Raw genomic sequence first — 22379 nt, forward strand, 5'->3', positions numbered from 1 at the left:
TCTATACGGCGCATTTTTTGAAAAAATAGCGCTCCCTCAGACAAAACAGATAAAACCAGAACATTCATGAGTCACTCATCTCTGCAGCAGCCAGTGCCTGCCAAGGAATTATTTTCCTACCCAAAGTATTGGGCTGAATGCTATGGCACAGCACCTTATCTTCCCATGACCCGTGCAGAGATGGATGAACTCGGCTGGGACTCCTGCGACATCATCATTGTCACAGGAGATGCCTACGTTGATCACCCCAGCTTTGGTATGGCCGTTATTGGCCGTTTTCTGGAGTCCCAGGGTTTCAGAGTTGGCATTATTGCCCAGCCAGACTGGAATAATACCGAAGACTTCATGCGCCTGGGCAAGCCCAATCTGTTCTATGGCGTTACGGGCGGCAACATGGATTCCATGATCAACCGCTACACCGCTGATCTGAAAGTCCGTAATGACGACGCCTATACCCCTGATGCAGAACCCGGCAAACGCCCGGATCGCTCCGTTATCGTTTATAGCCAGCGTTGCAAAGAAGCTTACAACGACGTTCCAGTCGTTATTGGCGGTATTGAAGCGAGTCTCCGCAGAATTGCCCAGTACGATTATTGGAGCAATGAAGTTCGTCGCTCTGTTTTGATTGATTCCACGGCAGATATTCTTCTCTACGGAAACGCTGAGAGAGCTATGGCCGATGTAGCTAACAAACTGGCTGCAGGCATTGATATCAAAGCGATGGATAATATTCGCGGAACCGTGGTTGTTAAGCCTGTAACACCGGAAGGCTGGACCGAAATTGATTCCACTCGTATCGACTGGCCCAGAGATATGGGCTCTCTGGAAGAAGCCTATGGCACCAGTCCTTATGAGTATATTCAGGAAGAAGAATGTGCCTCCAGTAAAGAACAGGAGCCTTCAGCGTTTAATAAAGAACCCGATGTTCAGCCTATCCGTATTGTCCCCCTTCCTTTACATCGCAAGGCAGACTTTGACGCCAGCAAAAGCTGTATTCGGCTGCCGTCGTTTGAAAAGGTTCGCAAGGATCCTGCTCTCTATGCTCACGCTTCCCGAGTGCTTCATCAGGAGTCCAACCCTCACAACGCCAGGGTACTGATACAGAAGCATGGCAATCGTGAAATCTGGGTAAACCCACCCCCTATCCCTCTGGAAACACCAGAGATGGATGGTGTCTTTGCCCTGCCATACCAGCGCAGACCACACCCTTCCTACGGTGAGGCTAAAATTCCGGCTTATGACATGATCAAGACGTCCGTCAACATCATGCGAGGCTGTTTTGGTGGTTGTACTTTTTGTTCCATTACAGAACACGAAGGCCGGGTCATTCAGAGCCGTTCTCAAGAATCTGTTCTGCAGGAGCTGGAAGATATTCGCGACAAGGTACCGGGTTTTACAGGTCAGATTTCTGACCTGGGTGGACCCACCGCCAATATGTATCACCTGAACTGCAAGAGTGCAGAGATTCAGGCCAGCTGCCGTCGCCTTTCCTGTGTTTTCCCCGGTATTTGTAAAAATCTGGAAACATCACACAAGCAAACGACGGAGCTGTACCGAAAAGCCAGAGCGATTCCCGGTATCAAAAAGATCGCCATCGCTTCCGGCCTCCGTTATGACCTTGCGGTGGAAGATCCAGAGTACGTTCGTGAGCTGGTCACACACCACGTAGGTGGTTATCTGAAAATTGCGCCTGAACATACCGAGAAAGGCACTCTTGACCTGATGATGAAGCCCGGCATGGGCACCTACGACGCCTTTAAGAAAATGTTCGACAAGTTTTCGAAGGAAGCCGGTAAAAAGCAGTACCTTATTCCTTATTTCATCGCCGCTCACCCGGGCTGTGAAGACGAAGATATGATGAACCTTTCGCTGTGGCTGAAGCGCCACAAGTTCCGTGTTGATCAGGTACAAACTTTCTACCCGTCCCCGATGTCACTGGCAACCGCCATGTACTACTCCGGTCGGAACCCACTGAAAAAGCTCAACTACAAGAGCGACAAACTTTATATTCCTAAAGAAATGGAACAACGTCGTCTACACAAAGCATTTCTGCGCTACCACGACTCCAGACACTGGGATGTATTGCGTAATGCCCTGAGAAAGATGAACCGTTCCGAATTGATCGGTGATGGCCCTAACCAGCTGGTACCTGCTGAAGAGAAAAGCAAAGACAGCCGTCGTCCACATATGTCCATAGCGAAAAAAGGGCAAAAGCCCGCTGGAAAATTCCAGAAGGCTCGTGGTGGACAGTGGGACAACCGGCAGCCCAAAAAGAAAACAGTCCAACGTACAAAACGTCGTTAATACAACAGAGCAGTGATTCTAGACTCTGAAAAGAAGCGTCCCGGAGCCTGAACTCCGGGGTTTCCAGCATTAATCAGAGTATTTCTACTCAATCAAAAAATGACCGTTTGCTGTGTGCACGAATGTAGCTTTTTTCTATCTTTAAACTACCAATAACCCCCTTCTTTTTGAGACTTTCCAACAGTAGAAAGTTTTCTTCACTCATGGGCACCACGAACTGTCTTTTTTGTTGAGACAGTTCATTAAACCCACCTACCTCCAATTTTGACAAGAGAATAGCAATTTCCGACCAACAATAGTGATGTAGCTGAAATGCTAACAATCTTACTTTTGATAATTCTAACCCTTGATCCTCAAAGAGAGCATTTAATACATCAAAATCAATCTGTAAGGCTAAGTCCTTCCCTGAAGGCTGTCCAAATAACTTTAAAATCTGACTACTTAGCCCCTTCGTCTCCTCTATAATCTCAACACCTAACCATGGGAATAGTTTTGATTTTTCCCGAATTGTCAGTTCGTTACTAACTAGCAAGCCGAGCATGATATTGCCGGGCAATTCAACCTCATCACTACTCCTATGAAATCCATCCCAACGACGAATTAGATACTGAGGAGCAAGTTTAGGGAACGCCTCATTAATAAATTCTAAGATCTGCTTTGAGTAAGGCAGTCGATCCCATGCCACTAAGATACCCATTCGATCTTGTGTAAGGTGTTCACGCCTCAAATGCCAAGAACCCAAGAAGCCCATTGATGAAAGTAAACCATCCAATACCGAGGTATTGATATCATCGCACTCTAAAATCTCACTGATAAACATATCGACACTTTCATACTCCCCAAGACTGTCGTCATCTGAAAGAGCTTTAAAATTATCTTCATCCTGTAAAAATAAAGATAGATTATCATCTAATTTCCCGGCATCAGTCTGTTCAAAATAAGTAAAAACATTTCTCCATGATGGTACAACCTGATGGGTAGAAATGAGGCTTTCATATAAACCTTTTGATTTCACTTTTTTAAGATCAAGCAATTTAAGGTCAGTTTTCCTAATCAAACTTAACTTATGAGCATCCTCAAGCCGATCGTCATTTAGAAGATCAATAAAATATTCCTCATCTTCTGAAACCGTTTCCTGAACAATAAGAGTATTGATAACAAAATCCTTCAGGTTTTCATTTATATACCCAATAAAAATCTCATTATCTGACGACATCAATGCTGTATAACTAACCTGAGCTAACTCTTCTGGCTCATCACTATAAGAAAAAGAAAGAAGAAGACTTATCATATGAACATTTATTTCATATTGTCTATCATCAATTACTTTTCTTATCATTTCTTTCGTACAATATTCCAATCCTAAATTATTGAATTTAACTTTTTTTTCTTTAAACCAGAACCATGCTTTAGGATTTTCATTAGAAAGCTTGTAAATATCACGTATATCTTCAAATGAAGAAACAACGGAAACAATTTCACTAGATAGCAGCCTATGCTTGGACGGTTCTATAACCGACATAATATCGTAGAAGAAAGCCTGTTTATCCAGTGAATATGAGTCATTATCAAGCATACACTTATTAATTAAATGATGATTCGCTGCCATTATAACTTCAATTAGCTTTCTTCGGTTTCCATTTTCATTATCATACTGGCGAATAAATTCTCTAAATTGATTAAAGTTATCAATCGACCTAGAAAACAACTCCATCAAATAACTATTAGCAGAATACTCCTCAAACGTAGAGCACTTGTTATCAATCAAATATTTAACCAGTTCATTGATTAATCCGCGACTTCCAGAAAGGTGTGAAGGCGTAATATGCTTAAGAAGAGCACTTGGGTTATCAATTTTATGAGAAAAATCAAACTTTCTTCCTTCACCAAGTCCCAATGATAGTCTCTTGTCATTTTCGCTGATGGACCCTGGGTAAAAGTATGACAAGTAATCTTTATAATCCTCGGAAAAATAACCTTCTCTCAGGAAATAAATAATAGGCCCTAGATTTTTCTGCGCCAAGTCAAAAGAAAAATCGAAGCCAGGATTTTCATAAAGAAAAAACTCTCTAATCGAACACCGTTCTACCTTATTAATAGTTTCTCTAATCGATCTAATACGGCCTAAAGACTGACTAATATTCTCTTTCAGTAAACCTACCTTATCGTGATAAGTCGGATTAGTACTATTTGTAAGATTACGAAGAGACATTCTTGTATTTAAAATACTATTATAATTTCGGTCAAGCAAAATAATATGCTGATTATTACTGTATGCCTCCTCCCAAAACTCATCGGTTAAAAACACATCAATACCCACACGCCCCCTTTGACCTACAGATATTCTAGTCGAGTCAAACTTTTTACCATCTTCAAAAATCTTATACCAATAGATAGATCTAAGCTCTTTAATATTTTCAGGGATCAATTGGCGCCTAGACTCTATATTATCTTGGTTTTTCCTTATATCCTTATTCAAAGAATCTATAGCACGCTTCTTTTCAAATGAAAAGTTCTTGAAAATTTCAAACAACACACCAGATCGTTTAACTAGTTCCGCATGTTCCTGAGGAAATAAATTCTTAATAACAACCATTGAAAAGAGTTTGTTCTTATCCAATTCAACGTCAATTGAAATCCTATTAAGATAAACATCGAACTCATTAACAATATTAGTAATCAAACGCATATCTTCAATATAATCTGCCACTTTGTAAATTAAATCACGGCTTAAACTCTCAGTAGCTTTTTTATCATCTATCTTTATTGTTTCCAAAAGAGCGTACAGTTTTGGACCTGAGTTAGCTGTATCAATATATGGAACAATAGGAATAATAAGATCAAAAAATTTCACTCTATCCTTGGAGCCAAACATTGAGTCTTTAATAGCATAAATAAAATAAACAGGTTGTTTCACTAGATCAGAATTATTGACATGACTATTAATTTCACGCAATGCGTCAAAAATATGTACTTGATTAAACCGATCTAAGTCCTCAATAAAAACAACGTTATAAGAAGTTCGTTCAAAAAAGTAAATTATTTCATCGAGATGTTTATTTAATACAGAGTCACTTCGAGCAATTTCAAGTTTACCTCCCTTTACAGTCCAATCCGTAACTTTGAGTTTACGAAAAAAAGTCACTCCAATTGACAATAGATAAACAACCACACCAAAAATGATTAGTTCAGCTACTATAGGAGCGAAACTTTCTATGATAAAGATTATATTTTCAGGGAGGAATGATCTAGTCGTCTGTATCAATGAGCTTTCACTCCAGCTCCAGCCATATTTTTTTTGTATTATGACTGCTACAGAAAAAGCAGCTAGTATTGTACCTAGTGTAAATCCAAAAACTTTCCAGTAACTATGATGTTGTATGCGTTGTAGACGACTGTCTGGAAGCTTCTCGCTAGAAGTCGTATATAAAAGTTGCTGAACAATACTTCCTTCTATATCAATAATCGACTTTTTGTCTACATCAGTCTGTTCATCATCAGTATCTATTTCAATTTTGTCAAAGCGAGCTAATGACACTTTTATGTATTTAAATTGCCGATTTCGCTCAGCAAAAGAGTGTAGAAAGGAGCTTTTTCCTGCTGCGTAGGCACCCGTTACGGCAATATTTCTGGTTTTCGGCTGTTTCTTCGTATCTAAACCGGCAAGAAGTTCTTTCTCATATTTTGCAATACTCTCTCCTTTTAGCGATACCGGTGTGAGAGGCCTAAGCGATGAGCGACCATCGTGATTTTGCCAATAAATAATCCATTCTTCAAAAGCTGATTTCCATACTGTAGTGATAGCACCAAAATATAAATAAAGACGTACAACAGCTTTATTATAGATTTTCGAAAAAAACTGTCTAAAAACCATAATTCAATACAATCAAACCTAAATATCTATCATATTGATTATCCTACTCCGCCTTACAAATTGCGAGAAACTTATCCAGCTTTGAGTTAATCAATTAAAGATAAAATTTAAGATTTCCTGTTTTTTAACCACTACCACTTGCACTACGCTGAACTGATTGACGATGGCCCTAACCAGCTGGTACCTGCTGAAGAGAAAAGCAAAGACAGCCGTCGTCCACAAAACAAAAAGCCCGCTGGAAAATTCCAGAAGGCTCGTGGTGGACAGTGGGACAACCGGGCTCCTCGTAAAAAGCCGTCAACGCGAAGTAAGCGCAGATAAACGACAAAAAAGCCCCGGATCAGTCCGGGGCTTTTTCTATCAATCCAGCATGGCTATAGCCGCTTCAGTAATAGCCTGAGCTGAAATGCCATACTGATCCTTCAGATAATCCAGACTCCCTACCTGCCCGAACTGTTCACGAACACCCAGCTTTCTGAAAGCAGTCGGAGCCACCCCTGCCTCCAGAAGCTCAGCGATCACCGCGTCACCCAAGCCACCGGTGACATTGTGATTCTCTACTGTCAGTAATTTACCGGTTCTATTGATGCACTGGATCACCAACTGGGTATCCAGAGGTTTGATAGTGTGCATATCAACAACGGTCACTGTTTTACCCATCAAGGCTTCAATCTCGGTGGCCGATTTCAAAGCATCATGAACACTGAGACCACTGGCAACAATCGTCAGATCATCTCCCTCTCTGAGCACCTGTCCCTTGCCGATTTCAATATCATCGGGAGATTTGTAGAGATCAGGAAGATCCTTTCGAGTTGAGCGAATGTAATTAACCCCCGGAGTCTGGTAGCTGAAATGCATCGCTTTCTTCAGAACAGCGGCATCCGATACCTCAATAACCACGGAGTTTGGAATCAGTCGCATCAACCCCACATCTTCAAACGGCATATGTGTTCCGCCGTTAGTCACTGCAGCCACTCCGGCATCACTGCCAAAGATATTGATGTGTTGCCGTGCATAACCGCCAGAAAGGAAGAGCTGATCGTAGCATCGACGGGTAATGAAACAGCCAAAAGAATGAACAAAAGGCACCAAGCCTGTTGCGGAAAGACCTGCTGCCACACCAATCATATTGGCCTCAGCAATACCACACTGAATAAACTGTTCAGGAAATTCTGCCTGAAACTTTCCAGTGCTGACGCTGCCCATCAGATCCGCTTCCAGAACTCTCAAGTCCTGATGTTCTCTAGCCAGATCAAGCAGTGTTTCTGCATGAATATGTCTCAGTTCACTGCTCATTTCAGGCTCTCCAGTCGCTGTTCAATCACATCCAGATCTTTGAGAATGGCGCTTCTCAAAGTATCATCCAAACGCAAATGATGATTAGACGACATATTTACGATAGAAGGAAAACCCTGACCTTTTTCCGTATCCAAAATAATGGCTGTGGGCTTATCTCTGCTGGCCAACCCCTGCTCAATGGCGCCGAAAATCTGGTTGATATCCTGACCATTGACCTGAATCGCGTCAAAACCAAAAGCCTGGAATTTCTCTCGAAGATCAAACGGTTTTTGAATCTCATCCAGATAACCATCTAACTGTCGTTTGTTGTAATCCACAAACACAACCAGATTATTCAGCTGATGATGGGCTGCAAACTGAAACGCTTCCCAGCATTGCCCTTCCTGAAGCTCTCCGTCACCCACAACCGCGAAAACGTTTGATTCTGTGCCCATAGCAATGCCCATAGCACAGGAAATCCCCTGCCCCAGCGAGCCAGTTGTCATATCGACACCTGCTGTTTTGTTCATATCAGCATGGCTGGGTAAAGACGTACCATTGGCATTGATCGTCTTGAGCGTTTCCAACTCAATAAAACCTCTCAGGGCCAGCGTTGCATATAACGCGGGGCCTGCATGGCCCTTTGAAAGCACCAGTCGATCTCTGTCAGCCATTTTTGGATTAGACGGATCATGATGCAGATAATGACCATACAGACAGGCCAGAGTTTCCGATATGGAGAGACTACCGCTAAAGTGACCGTATCCGAGATGCAGCAGAGCTTTAACCGTTTCTGCCTTGATGGAGAGATTGAGGTGTTCAATCTCTCTGAGGTATTCGTTTGATTTCATAAACTTCACATTACATCCCGGGGTCAATGAGCACTGGCAGCCTGCAGCTTTTTCTTACGGTGAATAAAGTTCGTGGCAAAAACACCGGCGGAGACCGCAGCAATCGCCAGAATCACGGCTTCTTTACCGGCCATGGCCATGTAGCCCAGGAAGATACCGGTTACCGCAAAGTCAGAATCGGAGAAAGTGGTGTTGGCAAAACCCAGATCGCCCAGAACAGGCAACAACCAGAGTGTCAGAAAAGTAATCACAACGCCGTTCACAAAAGAGCCCACCGCAGCTCCCCGACGACCCCCTGTTGCATTCCCGAAAACCCCTGCTGTCGCACCGGTGAAAAAGTGAGGCACTACACCCGGCAGAATCAGCGTCAGTTTCATGGCCCCCAAAAGACCCATGCTGACCAGACCACCCAGGAAACTACAAAGGAAGCCGATCAACACCGCATTTTGTGCATATGGGAAAACAATGGGGCAGTCCAGGGCTGGCTTGGCCTCTGGTACCAGTTTCTGAGAAATCCCGTTAAAGGCAGGCACGATCTCTGCCAGAACCAGTCGGACACCTTGAAGAATGACAAAAACACCCGCAGCAAAACCGATGGCACTCAGTACTGCATACACAACAGGGTTTTGACCTCCACTGAGGTGTTCCCTGACAAAATCACCACCTGCAGCTGCTACCAGAATCAGGTAAATAATACCCATGGTCAGTGAGATAGAGATGGACGAATCACGAAGGAAAACCAGATTTTTAGGCAGGTTCATCTCTTCTGTACTTTTAGACCCTTTACCCACCAGCTTGCCAATCAGGCCAGAAGCCACATAACCAACCGTGGAAAAGTGCCCAAAAGCCACATCATCAGAACCCGTAATCTTGCGCATGAAAGGCTGTGCCATAGCCGGGAACAACACCATTACCAGCCCTAAAGTAATGGAGCCGAGCAGTACCAGCGTGAAACCTTCAAAACCAGCCACACTGAGAATAATGGCAATCATGCAAGCCATGTAGAGTGTATGATGCCCTGTCAGGAAGATGTATTTCAGTCTGCTAAAACGGGCAAAAACAATATTGGCCACCATACCAAATGCCATAATCAGGGATGTGGCAGAGCCAAATTCTGCCATGGCGGTCGCATAAATGGCTTCGTTATTGGGGATAACACCTCGAAGATTAAAACCCTGCTCCATCAGGGTACCCATAGGCGTAATAGCCGCTACCAGAATACCGGCACCCCCACCAATAACCAGGAAGCCAAGAATGGTTTTAATCGTACCTTTTACAACATCGGGTGCAGGTTTCTTTTGAATTGAAAGGCCAATCAAGGCCACAAGACCAATTAGAATCGCGGGTGTACTGAGTACATCCATTAATAGCTCAAGCATACTTCACACCCTGTTACTGATTCATATACTCTTTCAGCTTTTCTTTCATAGCCACTTTATCCGTTATATTCGGAAGAGCTATAACATCGCCTGAAAGAATGGAACCGGCTAAATCTTTTGTACAAATAAAAACATCGGCCATATCCGGTGTAACAGAGCCCAAATCAGTATGATTAACTTCTCCCTGAATACCCATTTCACTTAGAATCTCTTTCACTTTCATTTCGATCATGAAAGAAGAACCCAAACCTGTACTGCAGACAGCCATAATTCTCATAGTAAAAACCTCAGTAGTTTTTGATAATTTCAATAATGTCTTGTACTGAACTGGATGCTATTACTTTCTCGACATCGCCCTCATGACAGAAGAATTCCGAGATAGAGGTAATCAGTTCAATGTGTTGATTACTGTCTGCAGCAGACAGTAGAAGAACCAGATGGACAGGGTCGTTCTCAGAACTTTTAAAGCTCACGCCATCCTTAACAATCAATAAAGAAAGAGCGTTCTTTATAGCCCCTTCATCCGGTCTGGCATGGGGCATGGCTATTTTTGGAGCAACCACGTAGTAAGGCCCCAGTTCTTCAGTAGATCTGAAAATAGCCTCTTTATAAAACTCAGAAATTGACCCGTCGTTAATTAACGGTTCACAGACAAGATCAATAGCATGCTGCCAGTCATTGACTGACTCTAAAACAGCTATTCGATCTTTAACAAGTAATTGACTCAGCATAAATCGTCCAAACTAATAAACCGGGCATGAGCTAAAATGCAGTGTTTTAAAAGCAAACCCTATCTTTGTCGATTAATAATCGACACGGTAATTTGTATAAATCGGTTATCTTTTTTCAGTCTAGGATTCCCGGATTTTTATTTAGATGATCCAGATCAAATTTTCATTCAGATATTAACCACTAGAAACACACCTGATCAAAAACCATAATTTAGACTTGACTCATATCAACAAGAAAATATCTTTTAAACAATCAGCGCACTGTTTTTTCCATGTCCCCATTTAAATTAAGAATACATAAAGTGTTCACATTTAATTCATATCAAACAGGTAAACTCATCCTTTCTTCCTGAAATACTCATAATCACTGTCTTCAAAGTCCTTTTTTCTTGCTCCACAATTTCTTACACTGCCTGCCAACAGTATGAGGAAGATGTGATGACGACACAGATTGATCAGGAAACCCGGGACAAACTGGATGCAGCGACCTTTCGCCGGCTGCTGAAGCACCTTGATGACAATAAAGACGTGCAGAACATTGACCTGATGATTCTGGCGAATTTCTGTCGCAACTGTCTGGGCAAGTGGTATAAAACAGCCGCAGATGATCTGGGTGTTGAGGTGTCAGACAATGAAGCCAGAGAACGCGTCTATGGCATGCCTTATTCCCAATGGAAAGAAAACCATCAGCAACCGGCTACTCCAGAGCAGCTAGCGGCTTTTGAAGCGAAACAAAACAAGTAGTGCCCAGACACTTACTTGAATGTCTGCCAGACAGCTATATTGATGCCAACACAGCCTTGAGCTTTTCTAAACAGCCTTGAGCTTTTCTAAACAGCCTTGAGCTTTTCTAAACAGCCCTGAGCTTTTCTAAACAGTCCTGAGCTCTTCTGAGCTCTTCTGAACAGCCTTGAGCTTTTCTAAACAGTCCTGAGCTCTTCTGAACAGTCCTGAGCTCTTCTGAACAGCCTTGAGCTCTTCTGAACAGCCTTGGGCTCTTCTGAACAGCCTTGAGCTCTTCTGAACAGTCCTGAGCTCTTCTGAACAGTCCTGAACAAGAGAACTGAGTATGAATCGTTTCCCGTTGCAGATTCACACCCCTAAAGCCAGCCGCCTGATCTATGGATGCATGGGTTTGGGAGGTGAGTGGAACAGTAATCCTATTACCGATCAGGACTATACACTGGCCCACAAGGCAGTGAACACCGCCCTGGAGTGCGGCATCAACTTCTTTGACCATGCAGATATCTATACCATGGGCAAAGCAGAACAGGCATTCAGCACGGTGCTGAAAGCGGAACCCAAACTCCGTAAAGATCTGATTATTCAATCCAAATGTGGCATTCGCTTTGCAGATGAAAAGAGTCCGGCACGATACGACCTTTCCCCTCAATGGATAGAGTTCAGTGTCGACGGTATTCTGGAAAGACTGGGTACAGAATACCTGGATATTCTGTTACTTCATCGTCCTGACCCGCTCATGGAGCCAGACTTGATCGCTGAAGCTTTTACTCGTCTCTACGACAGCGGAAAAGTACGGCATTTTGGTGTATCCAATATGAACCAACACCAGATTACTTATCTGCACTCCTGTATTGAGCAGCCTCTGATTACGAATCAGCTACCTTTGAGTTTGGGACGCTGTGACTTTGTGGACGACGGTGTACTGGTTGCCATGAACGAAAGTGCTGATACCGGATTTACCCCGGGTATGGTGGATTACTGCCGTAAGCACAATGTACAGCTTCAGGCCTGGGGTTGCCTGGATCAGGGACTATTCACAGGTAAGGACATCAGTCACCAGCCCGAGTCAGTGAAAGCGACAGCCAGACTGGTTGCAGAAATGGCAGAAACCTATCAGACATCCAGAGAAGCCATTGTTCTGGCCTGGCTGATGAGGCACCCTGCCAGTATCCAGCCTGTTATTGGAACCACTCATGAAGATCGTATTCGTGGCTGCTCACAAGCCATGGCAATCAATATGAGCCGGGAAGACTGGTACAAACTTTATATCGCATCCAGAGGCCAGCCTTTGCCTTGATATAAAGCGAAGACATTGAATTCTGCACTGGGCCACAGTGCAGAATTCAAACATAATCTCAATCAGTCATGTAACTGTGGATAAAACTGTTTACAACGCAGTACTCTGTTGCCTTCTACCGCCTGATAGTAGAACTTCCATTGACCATTGGTTCTGTAACCCACCAGATTCATGGCCCCTCCACCCGCTTGTTGAACCCCTTTAAAATATTCCTCTTTTTGAAGCTTGCGTTGCAAGATAGGAAACCCGTTATCCAGGTAATCATTTCCGGCCGAAGCATGAAGCTTGTCGAGATATTTAATGGCGTTGGGTGACTGATAATTGGCAAGAGGAGACCCCTGTCCACCACCACACTTGTTAGCATTGGCGTGATAAACAATCAGGTCATTACCGATCTTATCAATATAGAAAGCACAACCAGACATAGAAGATGTCTGGAAAACCGAGGGGCCTCCCCGTGCAGGAAGTACCAGAGAGCAGATTTTGTTTTCCTGCCAGGGCAGGAAACTGGTATCACCATTTTGATTAACCCGAACATCCACCATTACCGTCAGGTTTCCGTCCACCCTGACCTCTCGATAGGTCACCGAACAAGAATCATTGCTGTACATGTAATGATCACCTTTGATGGTCGGCCGCCGGGATCCCCCATTCACGGATAAAGGCTTATTCTCAAGTAGTTCTTTTACAACCGCCATAGCCTGTCCTCTTGTTTTGCTTTTTCCACATTCTGAAGGCACTTTCGTACATACAACAAGGACAGAAAAGGGTCACAGTTTTTTTTGTGACGCAGTTCACACCACTAATAACAGTCGAAAATATTCATATAAGTCATAGATCTTAAAAAGGATTTTCATGAAGTCTCTTAGCCCGTTCGTCCTGAGCCTGTCGAAGAATGTTGTTATTGCACTTCGACAGGCTAAGGACGAACGGTATGGGGTATCACGCTTGGCTTCTGGAGATACAAAAGCAGGAACAATCAGGAAACCGGAATACTTTCCTCCAGAAGCACGACCTGCTCACTGTCTCTCAAACGGCTGGCGCCTCTGACAACAACCCGGTCTCCCTGCTGAATATCCCCTTTCACGGAAACCGAGTCATCATCACCAAAAAGGACTTCAACAGAGACTCGTTTGACGGTCAAACCACCTTCAGGATTCTCCAGAATTTTAAACACAGCACTGCCTGCAGCGCTAAGAATCACGGCATCCCTTGGGACGACCTTCACCTGGGCAAGAGCACTCATGGGGATCGCCACTTTTACCGGTGAACCCGGCAACCAATGATCACTCTCAGGGTCCAGCCTGACTTCCACCAGACGAGACTGAGCATCGGCTTTAGCGCCTCTCTGGAAAACTTCAGCCTGTTGGTGTTGCTCATCCATTTGCACCTTCAGACTGCTCTTGCTCTCCAGTGTCGCAGCCAGTTCAATAGGAATCTGAACTCGAATATCCAAAGCATCCGGATTAACCAGATGTAAAACAGGGCTGCCCGAACTAATGTGCTCATTAGGTTGTCGGGTACGCTGATTCACAACCCCCGAAAAAGGTGCCTTGATCACCGTTCTGGACAACTGATCCCGAATGATTTCATGGTTTACCTGCTCATAGTCGACATCCAGTCTTGCCAGATCATAATCATGCCTGGCCTTGTCCAGCTCGGTTCGGGATATGCCCCGCTTTTTATGCAATGACTCCAGCCTGTCCAGCTCGGTCTTGAGATAATTGAGTATGCTTTTTGCTTTTCCCAATACCACTGCACTGGTTTTTAGTTGAAGCTGCAACTGCCTATCATCAATTCTGGCTACCACATCACCCGCTTCTACCCGCTGACCAAAATCCGCTAACCAGATAATGCGGCCACTGATCTCAGCACTCAGCTCTGCCTTCTGCTGACTGGCTACTGAGCCGTTATACCAGTTTAAAGGCGCTCTTGATTCTTCAGACACTTCAGCATACGACACAGTACTGACAGCCAGCGCCTTGAAGGAGTTGAAACTCAATAGACAGGCCAGTCCCAATCCAGGCAATGATCGTTGTTTCAGCCACCTTGCTTCTGTTAACACGTCTATATCCCTTTTATCGTATAGTTCTTATTCATAGCCATTTATGAAACCACAACGGCCTTTTCTTCCTCTGCTTTCTTACCAAAATCCATTCTCAGCAAAGCAGGTAACAACAGTAAGGTAAATAAAGCACTCATGCTCATGCCACCCACGATAACTGCGGCCAGCCCCCGATAGATTTCACTGCCTGTGGCAGGACTGAGCAGCAAGGGCAACATGCCAAAAATACTGGTCATTGTGGTCATGAAGATAGGCCTCATTCGAGTCTGTAGCGCCTGATGGACAGACTCTGCTCGACTCAACCCCTGTCTTTCGAGTGTTCTTGATTGATGAACCAGCAAAATCGCGTTGTTCACCACCAGCCCCAGAAGAATAATGAAGCCCACCATGGTTAAAAGATCCATGGGTTGAGACGTCACCATGTTCAGCAGATGGATGGCCAGCACGCCGCCTACTGTGGCCAGCGGCAAAGTCAGAATCACCATCAGGGCATCTTTTATGGAGCGGAATAACCCCCAGAGCAAAATCATTAAAATCAGCAAGGCAAAGCCAAAAATACTCAACAGATTACTAATAGCCTGTTTCAAACTATCTGCATTACCCGCAACCTTGATCTGCCCATCAGACGGCATCAATGGTTTGATCGCCGGTAAAATAGCGCTCTCTACTTTTTCCAGAGTGTCTTCAAGAGTCATTCCTTCTGGAGGCCTTATAGAGAGCACCAGGGTTCTGCGTTGATCAATACGGAAAATAGTAGCGGGCCCCAAAAGGGCTTCAACATCAACCAGCTCATCCAGAGGAACAACAGTTCCTGAAGGCGTCATCAAGGGAGTAGAACGCAGCATTTCAGGAGAATGAATATCCTTGCCTTTCAGGATGATATCCATACGCTCCTCACCGTCAAAATATTCGCCCAGCTGAACACCTTCACCCAGACTACGAACGACCATCGGTAGATTGGAGCGGTACCAGCCCACCTCTGCCAAACGACGATCGTCTGGCGTTAGACGAAGCTCCGGTGCAGTGAAATCCAGGCCGGGCATGGGTCTGACTCTGGCGCCAGGCAATATGTCCGTAATAACGGGCATCGCTTGTGTTGCTGCTTCATATAATGCTGGCAGGTTGCTGGATTGAAGCGCAAGATTAACCCCATTGTCATTACCAAACCCGCCAAACAGATTCCCCTGACCACCAAAAGCTCTGGTATCAGGAATCCCCTGAACAATATCATCCATCACCAGCCGCTCCAGCATTTTAACCTTTGCCTGGTCTTCAGCCCTGACCCCCATAGAGGCGCCTCCGGGCCAAAGGATAAAATAGTAGTTTTTCAGGGCAGGCTCTTTCTCCCCTTTCATATAGGGATCAAGACGATCAACCAGAGTTGGCATAATTTCTGTTTTAACGGATTCGACACTGGTACCAGGCGTAAAATTTAACCAGACATCAATAGCATCCCGCTTCACTTCAGGCAGATAATCCATGCCAGGCATAGCCACTTCTGTCAGAACCACCGGCAACCCCATCAGCAAAACGATAATGCTCAGGCGTCGACGTCCTGTCGCAGTCAACGTCATGATCGTTGCCGACAGTTTTTCCCAAATCGTTTGAAAATGGTCTTTCAGTGTCTGTTCAGGCAGCCAGGCTGCTGCCGCTGCGGGTAATACTGACATGGCAACAATAAGCGACATGGCCACCGACGCAGCAATGGTCAAAGCCAGATCCGAGAACAGCTGCCCCTCCACGTCATTTAACAGCAGCACAGGCAGAAATATAGCCACGGTCGTTAAAGTAGAAGCCAGCAATGCACCCCAGACTTTCTCAGCGGCTACCGCAGCACTTTCACCCCTGTCCTCCTGACTGTTTTTCTCTCTCTGTCTGATAATGCTTTCCAATACGACGATGGCACCATCCAGAACCATACCGACAGAAAACGCCAGTCCCGCCAGAGAAATAACATTCAGGGTTCTGCCGGCCACATTCAACAAACAGAGCGTTAGCATCAGGCAAATAGGAATCGCCATGGCAATCATCAAAGTGGCTCGCCAACGACGCAAAAAGCACCAAAGAATACCTATGGCCAGAATGATCCCAAACAGCAGACTGGAGCTCACCATATTCAGGGCTCTTTTGATGAAAACCGAGGCATCAAATGACTGCTCCATCAAAATCCCTTCGGGCTTTAATACTTTTTCATTCAGCCAGGCGACTTCTTTTTTCAGCGCCATCAGCGCTTCCAGAGCATTGGCTCCGGATTCCCTGAAAACCTGTAAACCAATTGCCGGGTTGCCGTTCTGAATGCGAAGCGTTCGCTCCTTACCCCGGGTAATACTGACTTCAGCAATATCCCTCAGGTAAACAGGCTTCCCACTGCGCCAGGCAACGACCAGGTTCCCTAACTGATCAATTTCGTATTGACCTGCCAGCCTCAATTTGAATTCGCGTCGACCAATATTGAGTGTTCCGCCAGATACATCAAAACCTGCAGCTACTCTCTGGGACAATTCCGGAATCGTAATCCCCAACTCGGCGGCTCGCCAGGCATCAAACTCAACTTCCACCTGTCTCTGGCCTTCGCCTCGAACAGCAACCCCTGCGACTCCGGGAATACTTTCAAGTACCGGTTTAACCTGGCTGTCGATCAGTGACTGATAGGATTTTATTGAGCGGTCATTGCCTGGTAACTGTTGTATAAAGAGAAAAGTCAGATTGTCGTTGGAACTGTTGTTATTCACAAAAGGTCCTCTGATATCTTCGGGCAGTCCTGACACTCGGTTCAACCGATTAATAACATCCAGCAGAGTCTTCTGCATGTCAGTATTCAGGGCAAATTCCAGATCAATTTCGACCCGACCACTGCCTGAGTTGCTGTCCATTTCTTTCAACCCGGAAAGGCCTTTCAGCGCTTTTTCCAAAGGTTCAGCAATTTCAGACTCCATTTCTTCAGGCGCAGCAGCCCGCCAATAGATTTCTATTGATAAATGAGGTCGATCGATGTCGGGAAATAACTGTATGGGCAGTACCCGGATACTGGCAATGCCAAACAGAAAAACCAACGCCACCACAATCGCCACAACGGACGGGTGACTAATAGAAAAACGGGTAAGTTTCATAACCTCGCTCTGTTCCAACAAGGATTCATTATTATTGTTTTTGCTTTGTAAGCAGTGTGCAACCAGGAACAGCTCTGGCTGACTGAAGACTTACTCTTAAATGGCAGCCTGACTCCTTTTGAGAGCAGACTGCGCATAGGGTTTACGACATCACTTCATGAAGATTGAACACTCATAGCTGTTTAATCCTCCCCATATGATAAACCCCCATGTACTCACCATTTCTGAAGGCGTAGTCCGGAGACTCACCCTCAACAACAAAACCACATTTTTTATAGAGATGAATAGCAGGCTCATTATCAGTAAAAACATTCATTTCTACCCGCCGTAAATTCAACCAGTTGTCAGCCAGATTAAGAATTTCTTCTAATAGTTGGCCTCCAATCCCCAGACCCTGATGTTCATCTTTAACCGCCATCATGAATGCTCCGACATGATGACGACGAGGATTCTGCTGATGCATCAAAGCACCATGGCCTACTATCTCCCCCTGCTTCTCTGCTACCAGAATGTAGACTCCCGCTGGAGGGTTACTGAGTCGTTTTTCCCAATCGCTTAGCGATGGATGAGGCACCATCAGAGTCCCAGCTACCGCAGACTCTCCCTTATAGATGTCCCTCACTCCGGGTATATCGCAGTTTTCTATATGCCTTACGATGACGTCTTCCATGGCTTTGCTCTTTTCTTTTTATCACTTACATTGCTGGTTGAAGTGGTTTTGCCTCAGCCAGCAATGACTCTTCTTCTATCTGATTTCTCTGAGACTGGTACATATCCAGATATAAGCCGGGCTCTGACAGCAACTGCTGATGAGTCCCCCGTTGCACAATACGGCCTTTCTCCATCACCAGAATCTGATCAGCGTCTTCTATCGTGGTCAGACGATGTGCGATGGCCAGCGTGGTTCGACCTTCCCGAAGAGTTTTAAGCCCCTGCTTGATCGCCTGTTCCGTTTCACTGTCGATATTCGCCGTGGCTTCATCCATGATTAAAATTCTGGGATTCTGGGCCAGCGTTCTTGCAAACGACAACAGTTGCTTTTCACCACTGGAGAGTGACTGTCCTCTTTCTCCCAGTACCTGGGCATATCCGTCCGGTAACTTCTCGATAAATCCAGCCGCTTGTACCAGTTGCGCCGCATGCCAAACTTCTTTGTCGGTCACCTGTTCATGACCGAGATGAATATTTTCAGCAATGCTTCCCTCAAAGACGAAGGGCTCCTGAAACACCAGACCCAACTGCTGTCGCAGCTCCTGTTCTGAAAAATGGGCCAGAGGCTGATCATCAATCAGAATGCCCCCCCCCTGATACTGATAAAACCTCATCAGTAGATTCACGATGGAACTTTTACCACTTCCTGTATGACCCACCAGGGCGACAAACTGTCCAGGTTCAGCAGTAAAACTGATACCGTCCAACGCTTTGCTTTTACCGTCGTAAGACAACTCCACATCCCGGAACTCAATTTTTCCATTTGAGATCAGGGTATCACTGCGCCTCTCCTGTTCTGACTCTATGTGTTCATCAATCAGAGTGAATACTCGCTCCGCTGACACCACTGACTGCTGCCATACCTGCATTTGCATGGTGACGTGGGTCAGAGGTTCAAACATCCGGTCCAGATAATTGATAAAGGCGTACAACAAACCAATCTCGATAGGCCCATTCAAAGCCTGACCGGTAAAGCCTCCCACCATCAGAGCCAACGCCAGAGTGGACGCCAAATGAACCATGGGTCTTAACAAAAGACCATTGATACGCACTAGCCGATTCTGTACATCTTTATATTCCTGATTAGCTTGCTCAAACTGATCACTGACCCGTTTTTGCTGACGCAGTGTCTGGATAACCGGCATACCCTGAATCGACTCATTAATTCGGGTATTAATGTCACTCAGCACCGTTCGAGACGCATGAAAAACTGGATGACTGTACTTCTGATAGAGAAAAATGCAGCCAAAAATAAAAGGCAAAATCGCTATACAGAACCAGGCCAGCCGGGCATCCAGCAAAAACATGGCGACAACCACACCACACACCGTGATGATCCCTTTCAGCGTCTCAGGCAAAGCACTGACAAACAGATCCTTAATGGTTTCAGTGTCATTCGTCACTCGTGACACCAACTTACCCACAGGTTCTTTGTCAAAGTAAGACATTGGCAGGCGGAACAAGTGATTAAACACCTGTTGCCGTATGTCATGAACAATAGCCAGTGCCACTTTCTGAAACAGCACTGTTTCCATCCAGGTCATGAATGCATCAATCAGATACAGACCCAAAAAGAACACCGCCAAAGTGGCTATCGCGGTCACTTCCCAATTACCTGGCACCACATGGTCATCAATAAAAGTCTTCATGACAATCGGTGCTGTAAGCCCTGCTACTGTTGCAATCATTAGCAGAGAAAAGCTCAAAGCCAGCCTGTTTTTATAAGGCAATCCGTAGCGAAGCAGTCGTTTGAACTGCTTCTTTTTTTCTAACCTTTCCAAGGTTCACTCCCTGTGTGATCATCTTTGACCACACACTCCTCATTATTTTTTTCGTTCTCAGGTCATCATCAAGAGCTCAAGCTCTTCAGATAATTTCATTCCCAAACAGAAGCCAGAAGCCTGTCGGACTTAAGATAATTTCATTAACTGACGGCCACCGATTCTATTGTTTCTACAGAGTCTTTCTGATCAGTAATCTCCATCGCCTGACGCTGGAAGATACGTGAATACCAACCTCCACTCCTGACCAGTTCACTGTGGCTACCGGACTCTGCAATCTCCCCCTGTTCCAGCACGATCAAATGATCCGCTTGATGAAGATTGGTCAGTCTCTGGGTGATCAGAATCAGCGTTTTCTGCTGATCGCTGTTCATCAGGTTTTCTAAAATCTGTGCTTCGGTCTTCATATCCAGTGAACAGAAAGCATCATCAAAAAGCAGGATATCAGCCTCCAGCAAGAGCGCCCGTGCAATGGTAATCCGCTGTTTCTGTCCTCCAGAAAGGTTGATACCTTTCTCTCCCAGCAGGGTTTCATAGCCATCCGTAAAACCCAGAATATCGTCATGAACACAGGCCAGCTTTGCGACTCGCTCCACCTCATCCTGCGAAACATCCGGTCGACCAAAGGCAATGTTGTTTGCAATAGTGGCCGAGAACAGGAAAGGCTCCTGAGACACCACCGCAAAACGACTCCTTAAAGCATCAAGGCTCACAGAGTCATGTGAACGCCCCCCTATTTTTATAGAAACCTCTTGATGGTCATATTCTCTTAATAACAATCTGAACAGAGTCGTTTTGCCACTGCCGGTTCGTCCACAGACGCCCACAAAAGCCCCCCTTTCAACCTTGAAGCTCAGTGATCCCAGCGATGTCTGCTCTGCCCCCGGATAAGTGAAAGATTGAGCGGTAAACTCAATATTCCCTTCCGGCTTTTCCTGCACGTCCACAGCTCTGTCTTCAACATCGGGCATCTCTGCCATCAGTTTCTGGAGACGAGCTAAAGAAGCACTGCCGCGTTCCACAATGTTAAATAACCAGCCGAAAGCAAACATGGGCCACACCAACAGGCCGAGATAAATCGTGAAAGTTGTCAGTTCTCCCACCGTCATAAGGCCACTGCTGATTCTCCAAGCGCCATAGCCCAGACTTCCCATAATGGAAAGACAAACACACACCGCAATGGTTGGATCAAACAATGCATCAACGCTGGCCACTTTCAGGTTGGCATCATTGGTTTTTTCAGACCGCTCCCTGAATTTAGCTTTTTGCGCCTGATTCAAATCATGAGCTCGTATGGCTCTAATACCAGACACAGACTCCTGAACCCGGTTATTCAAATCAGAAAATGTTTCCTGCGCAGTACGAAATCGCTTATGCAATAAAGAGGCATATCGAAACATCAGCCAGGCCATAACAGGAAAAGGCATCAAAGCCACAGCGGTCATCTGCCAACCACAGACCCAGATCATGGCAACCACGACCGCTGAACCGGCCACCACAGAGTCCACCAGAGTCAGAACCCCTTCCGCAGCGGTTGCTTCAATCGCCTTCACGTCATTAGTCGCATGAGCCATCAAATCACCGGTTTTGTGACGGTGATAAAACTCTGGTGACATCCGGGTAAAATGATGGAACAAACGACTTCTCATCACTCGACCCAATTCAATGGCTCCGCCGAACAACAGAATCCTCCAGCCATTTCTGAAGATGTAGACCAGTACTCCCGTCAAGGCGATCAACATAATCGGCTTGACGATACTCTCCGCGCTCAACTCACCCGCCTGAATATCATCCACCAGTGTCCCGATCAGCCAGGGTGGCAACAGCTCAGCAACAGACACCAGAACTAAAAAAAGCACACAGAAAAAGTAGCGCTGCCAATGGCGCCTGAAGAACCATCCCAGGTTCCAGAAAATATCCATTATTTCCCCCGAAATGCCTGTATGCAGCATGCAGATAGCCATAGCCAACCTGCGTCGTGCTGCATCAAGCCAATCAAACTTCTTTAGAATTCTTTTTGAAAACGATACAGACATAACATTGCAGACATAACATCGCAGCAATGCATCAGTCATTCAGCAGGTTTTATTCTGTATCGATTGTTTGACCGTTACCGGTCGTGCTGACGGGTCGTCAAGGCAGGGGGATCAGCATTCCACCCTGACCTGCCACACGGGAAACACGGCATGAATTGCCGGTAATAGTGGCTTTAGACGTGACAATGGTCTTATGGGCGGTATTGATCATGTTGCTA

General features: G+C 45.3%; 15 protein-coding genes. 3 read left to right on the forward strand and 12 right to left on the reverse strand.

Annotated elements, in window-relative coordinates; translation table 11 throughout:
* The first annotated feature begins 66 nt into the window (after positions 1–66).
* On the forward strand, positions 67–2304 hold the full coding sequence (locus GZ78_RS16470; protein WP_051786253.1) for a YgiQ family radical SAM protein: 2238 nt from the start codon (positions 67–69) through the stop codon (positions 2302–2304).
* Between the two features lie 88 nt (positions 2305–2392).
* Here GZ78_RS16470 and GZ78_RS16475 read toward each other — a convergent pair whose 3' ends face one another.
* From GZ78_RS16475 to GZ78_RS16505, 6 genes are all read right to left on the reverse strand, one after another.
* Positions 2393–6178 (reverse strand): YobI family P-loop NTPase, encoded by a 3786-nt coding sequence (locus GZ78_RS16475; RefSeq protein WP_034838078.1) that lies wholly within the window; start codon positions 6176–6178, stop codon positions 2393–2395.
* Positions 6179–6538: 360 nt separating this feature from the next.
* A complete protein-coding gene (locus GZ78_RS16485; RefSeq protein WP_034838084.1) occupies positions 6539–7474 on the reverse strand; it encodes a transketolase family protein in 936 nt (311 codons plus the stop codon).
* Complete coding sequence (locus GZ78_RS16490; RefSeq protein WP_034838561.1) at positions 7471–8307, reverse strand: transketolase; 837 nt, start codon at positions 8305–8307, stop codon at positions 7471–7473. Before GZ78_RS16490 ends, GZ78_RS16485 begins: the two co-directional genes overlap by 4 nt.
* 23 nt (positions 8308–8330) lie before the next feature.
* Positions 8331–9686: a PTS ascorbate transporter subunit IIC gene (locus tag GZ78_RS16495; protein ID WP_034838087.1), complete on the reverse strand. Its 1356-nt coding sequence runs from the start codon at positions 9684–9686 to the stop codon at positions 8331–8333.
* Between the two features lie 13 nt (positions 9687–9699).
* Positions 9700–9996, reverse strand: a complete 297-nt coding sequence (locus GZ78_RS16500) for a PTS sugar transporter subunit IIB (RefSeq protein WP_236631591.1) — start codon at positions 9994–9996, stop codon at positions 9700–9702.
* Positions 9974–10417, reverse strand: coding sequence for a PTS sugar transporter subunit IIA (locus GZ78_RS16505; protein ID WP_034838093.1), 444 nt, complete (start codon positions 10415–10417; stop codon positions 9974–9976). The genes GZ78_RS16500 and GZ78_RS16505 overlap by 23 nt, the downstream gene beginning before the upstream one ends.
* Before the next feature lie 438 nt (positions 10418–10855).
* On the opposite strand from GZ78_RS16505, the gene GZ78_RS16510 reads away from it, so the two are divergent.
* Positions 10856–11161: a DUF1244 domain-containing protein gene (locus tag GZ78_RS16510; protein WP_034838096.1), complete on the forward strand. Its 306-nt coding sequence runs from the start codon at positions 10856–10858 to the stop codon at positions 11159–11161.
* A 325-nt stretch (positions 11162–11486) separates the two neighbouring features.
* Positions 11487–12458 carry an aldo/keto reductase gene (locus tag GZ78_RS16520; protein ID WP_034838100.1) on the forward strand — a complete coding sequence of 324 codons (972 nt, stop codon included), beginning with the start codon at positions 11487–11489 and terminating at the stop codon, positions 12456–12458.
* 62 nt (positions 12459–12520) lie between these two features.
* Here GZ78_RS16520 and GZ78_RS16525 read toward each other — a convergent pair whose 3' ends face one another.
* The 6 genes from GZ78_RS16525 to GZ78_RS16550 all read right to left on the reverse strand — a co-directional run bounded on the left by GZ78_RS16525 (position 12521) and on the right by GZ78_RS16550 (position 22161).
* Positions 12521–13156: a hypothetical protein gene (locus GZ78_RS16525; protein WP_034838102.1), complete on the reverse strand. Its 636-nt coding sequence runs from the start codon at positions 13154–13156 to the stop codon at positions 12521–12523.
* Between the two features lie 281 nt (positions 13157–13437).
* Positions 13438–14523, reverse strand: a complete 1086-nt coding sequence (locus GZ78_RS16530; protein WP_051786254.1) for an efflux RND transporter periplasmic adaptor subunit — start codon at positions 14521–14523, stop codon at positions 13438–13440.
* A gap of 41 nt (positions 14524–14564) precedes the next feature.
* Entirely contained in the window at positions 14565–17633 is a 3069-nt protein-coding gene (locus GZ78_RS16535) for an efflux RND transporter permease subunit (protein ID WP_034838104.1), read from the reverse strand.
* A 172-nt stretch (positions 17634–17805) separates the two neighbouring features.
* The gene (locus GZ78_RS16540) at positions 17806–18303 is read right to left on the reverse strand and encodes a GNAT family N-acetyltransferase (protein ID WP_034838106.1); all 498 of its coding nucleotides are present in this window, start codon (positions 18301–18303) and stop codon (positions 17806–17808) included.
* 25 nt (positions 18304–18328) lie between these two features.
* Positions 18329–20125: an ABC transporter ATP-binding protein gene (locus GZ78_RS16545; RefSeq protein ID WP_034838108.1), complete on the reverse strand. Its 1797-nt coding sequence runs from the start codon at positions 20123–20125 to the stop codon at positions 18329–18331.
* 143 nt (positions 20126–20268) lie between these two features.
* Complete coding sequence (locus tag GZ78_RS16550) at positions 20269–22161, reverse strand: ABC transporter transmembrane domain-containing protein (RefSeq protein WP_161787412.1); 1893 nt, start codon at positions 22159–22161, stop codon at positions 20269–20271.
* Between the last annotated feature and the right edge of the window lie 218 nt (positions 22162–22379).

Origin of the sequence: Endozoicomonas numazuensis (assembly GCF_000722635.1) — a bacterium.
Lineage (GTDB): Bacteria > Pseudomonadota > Gammaproteobacteria > Pseudomonadales > Endozoicomonadaceae > Endozoicomonas_A > Endozoicomonas_A numazuensis.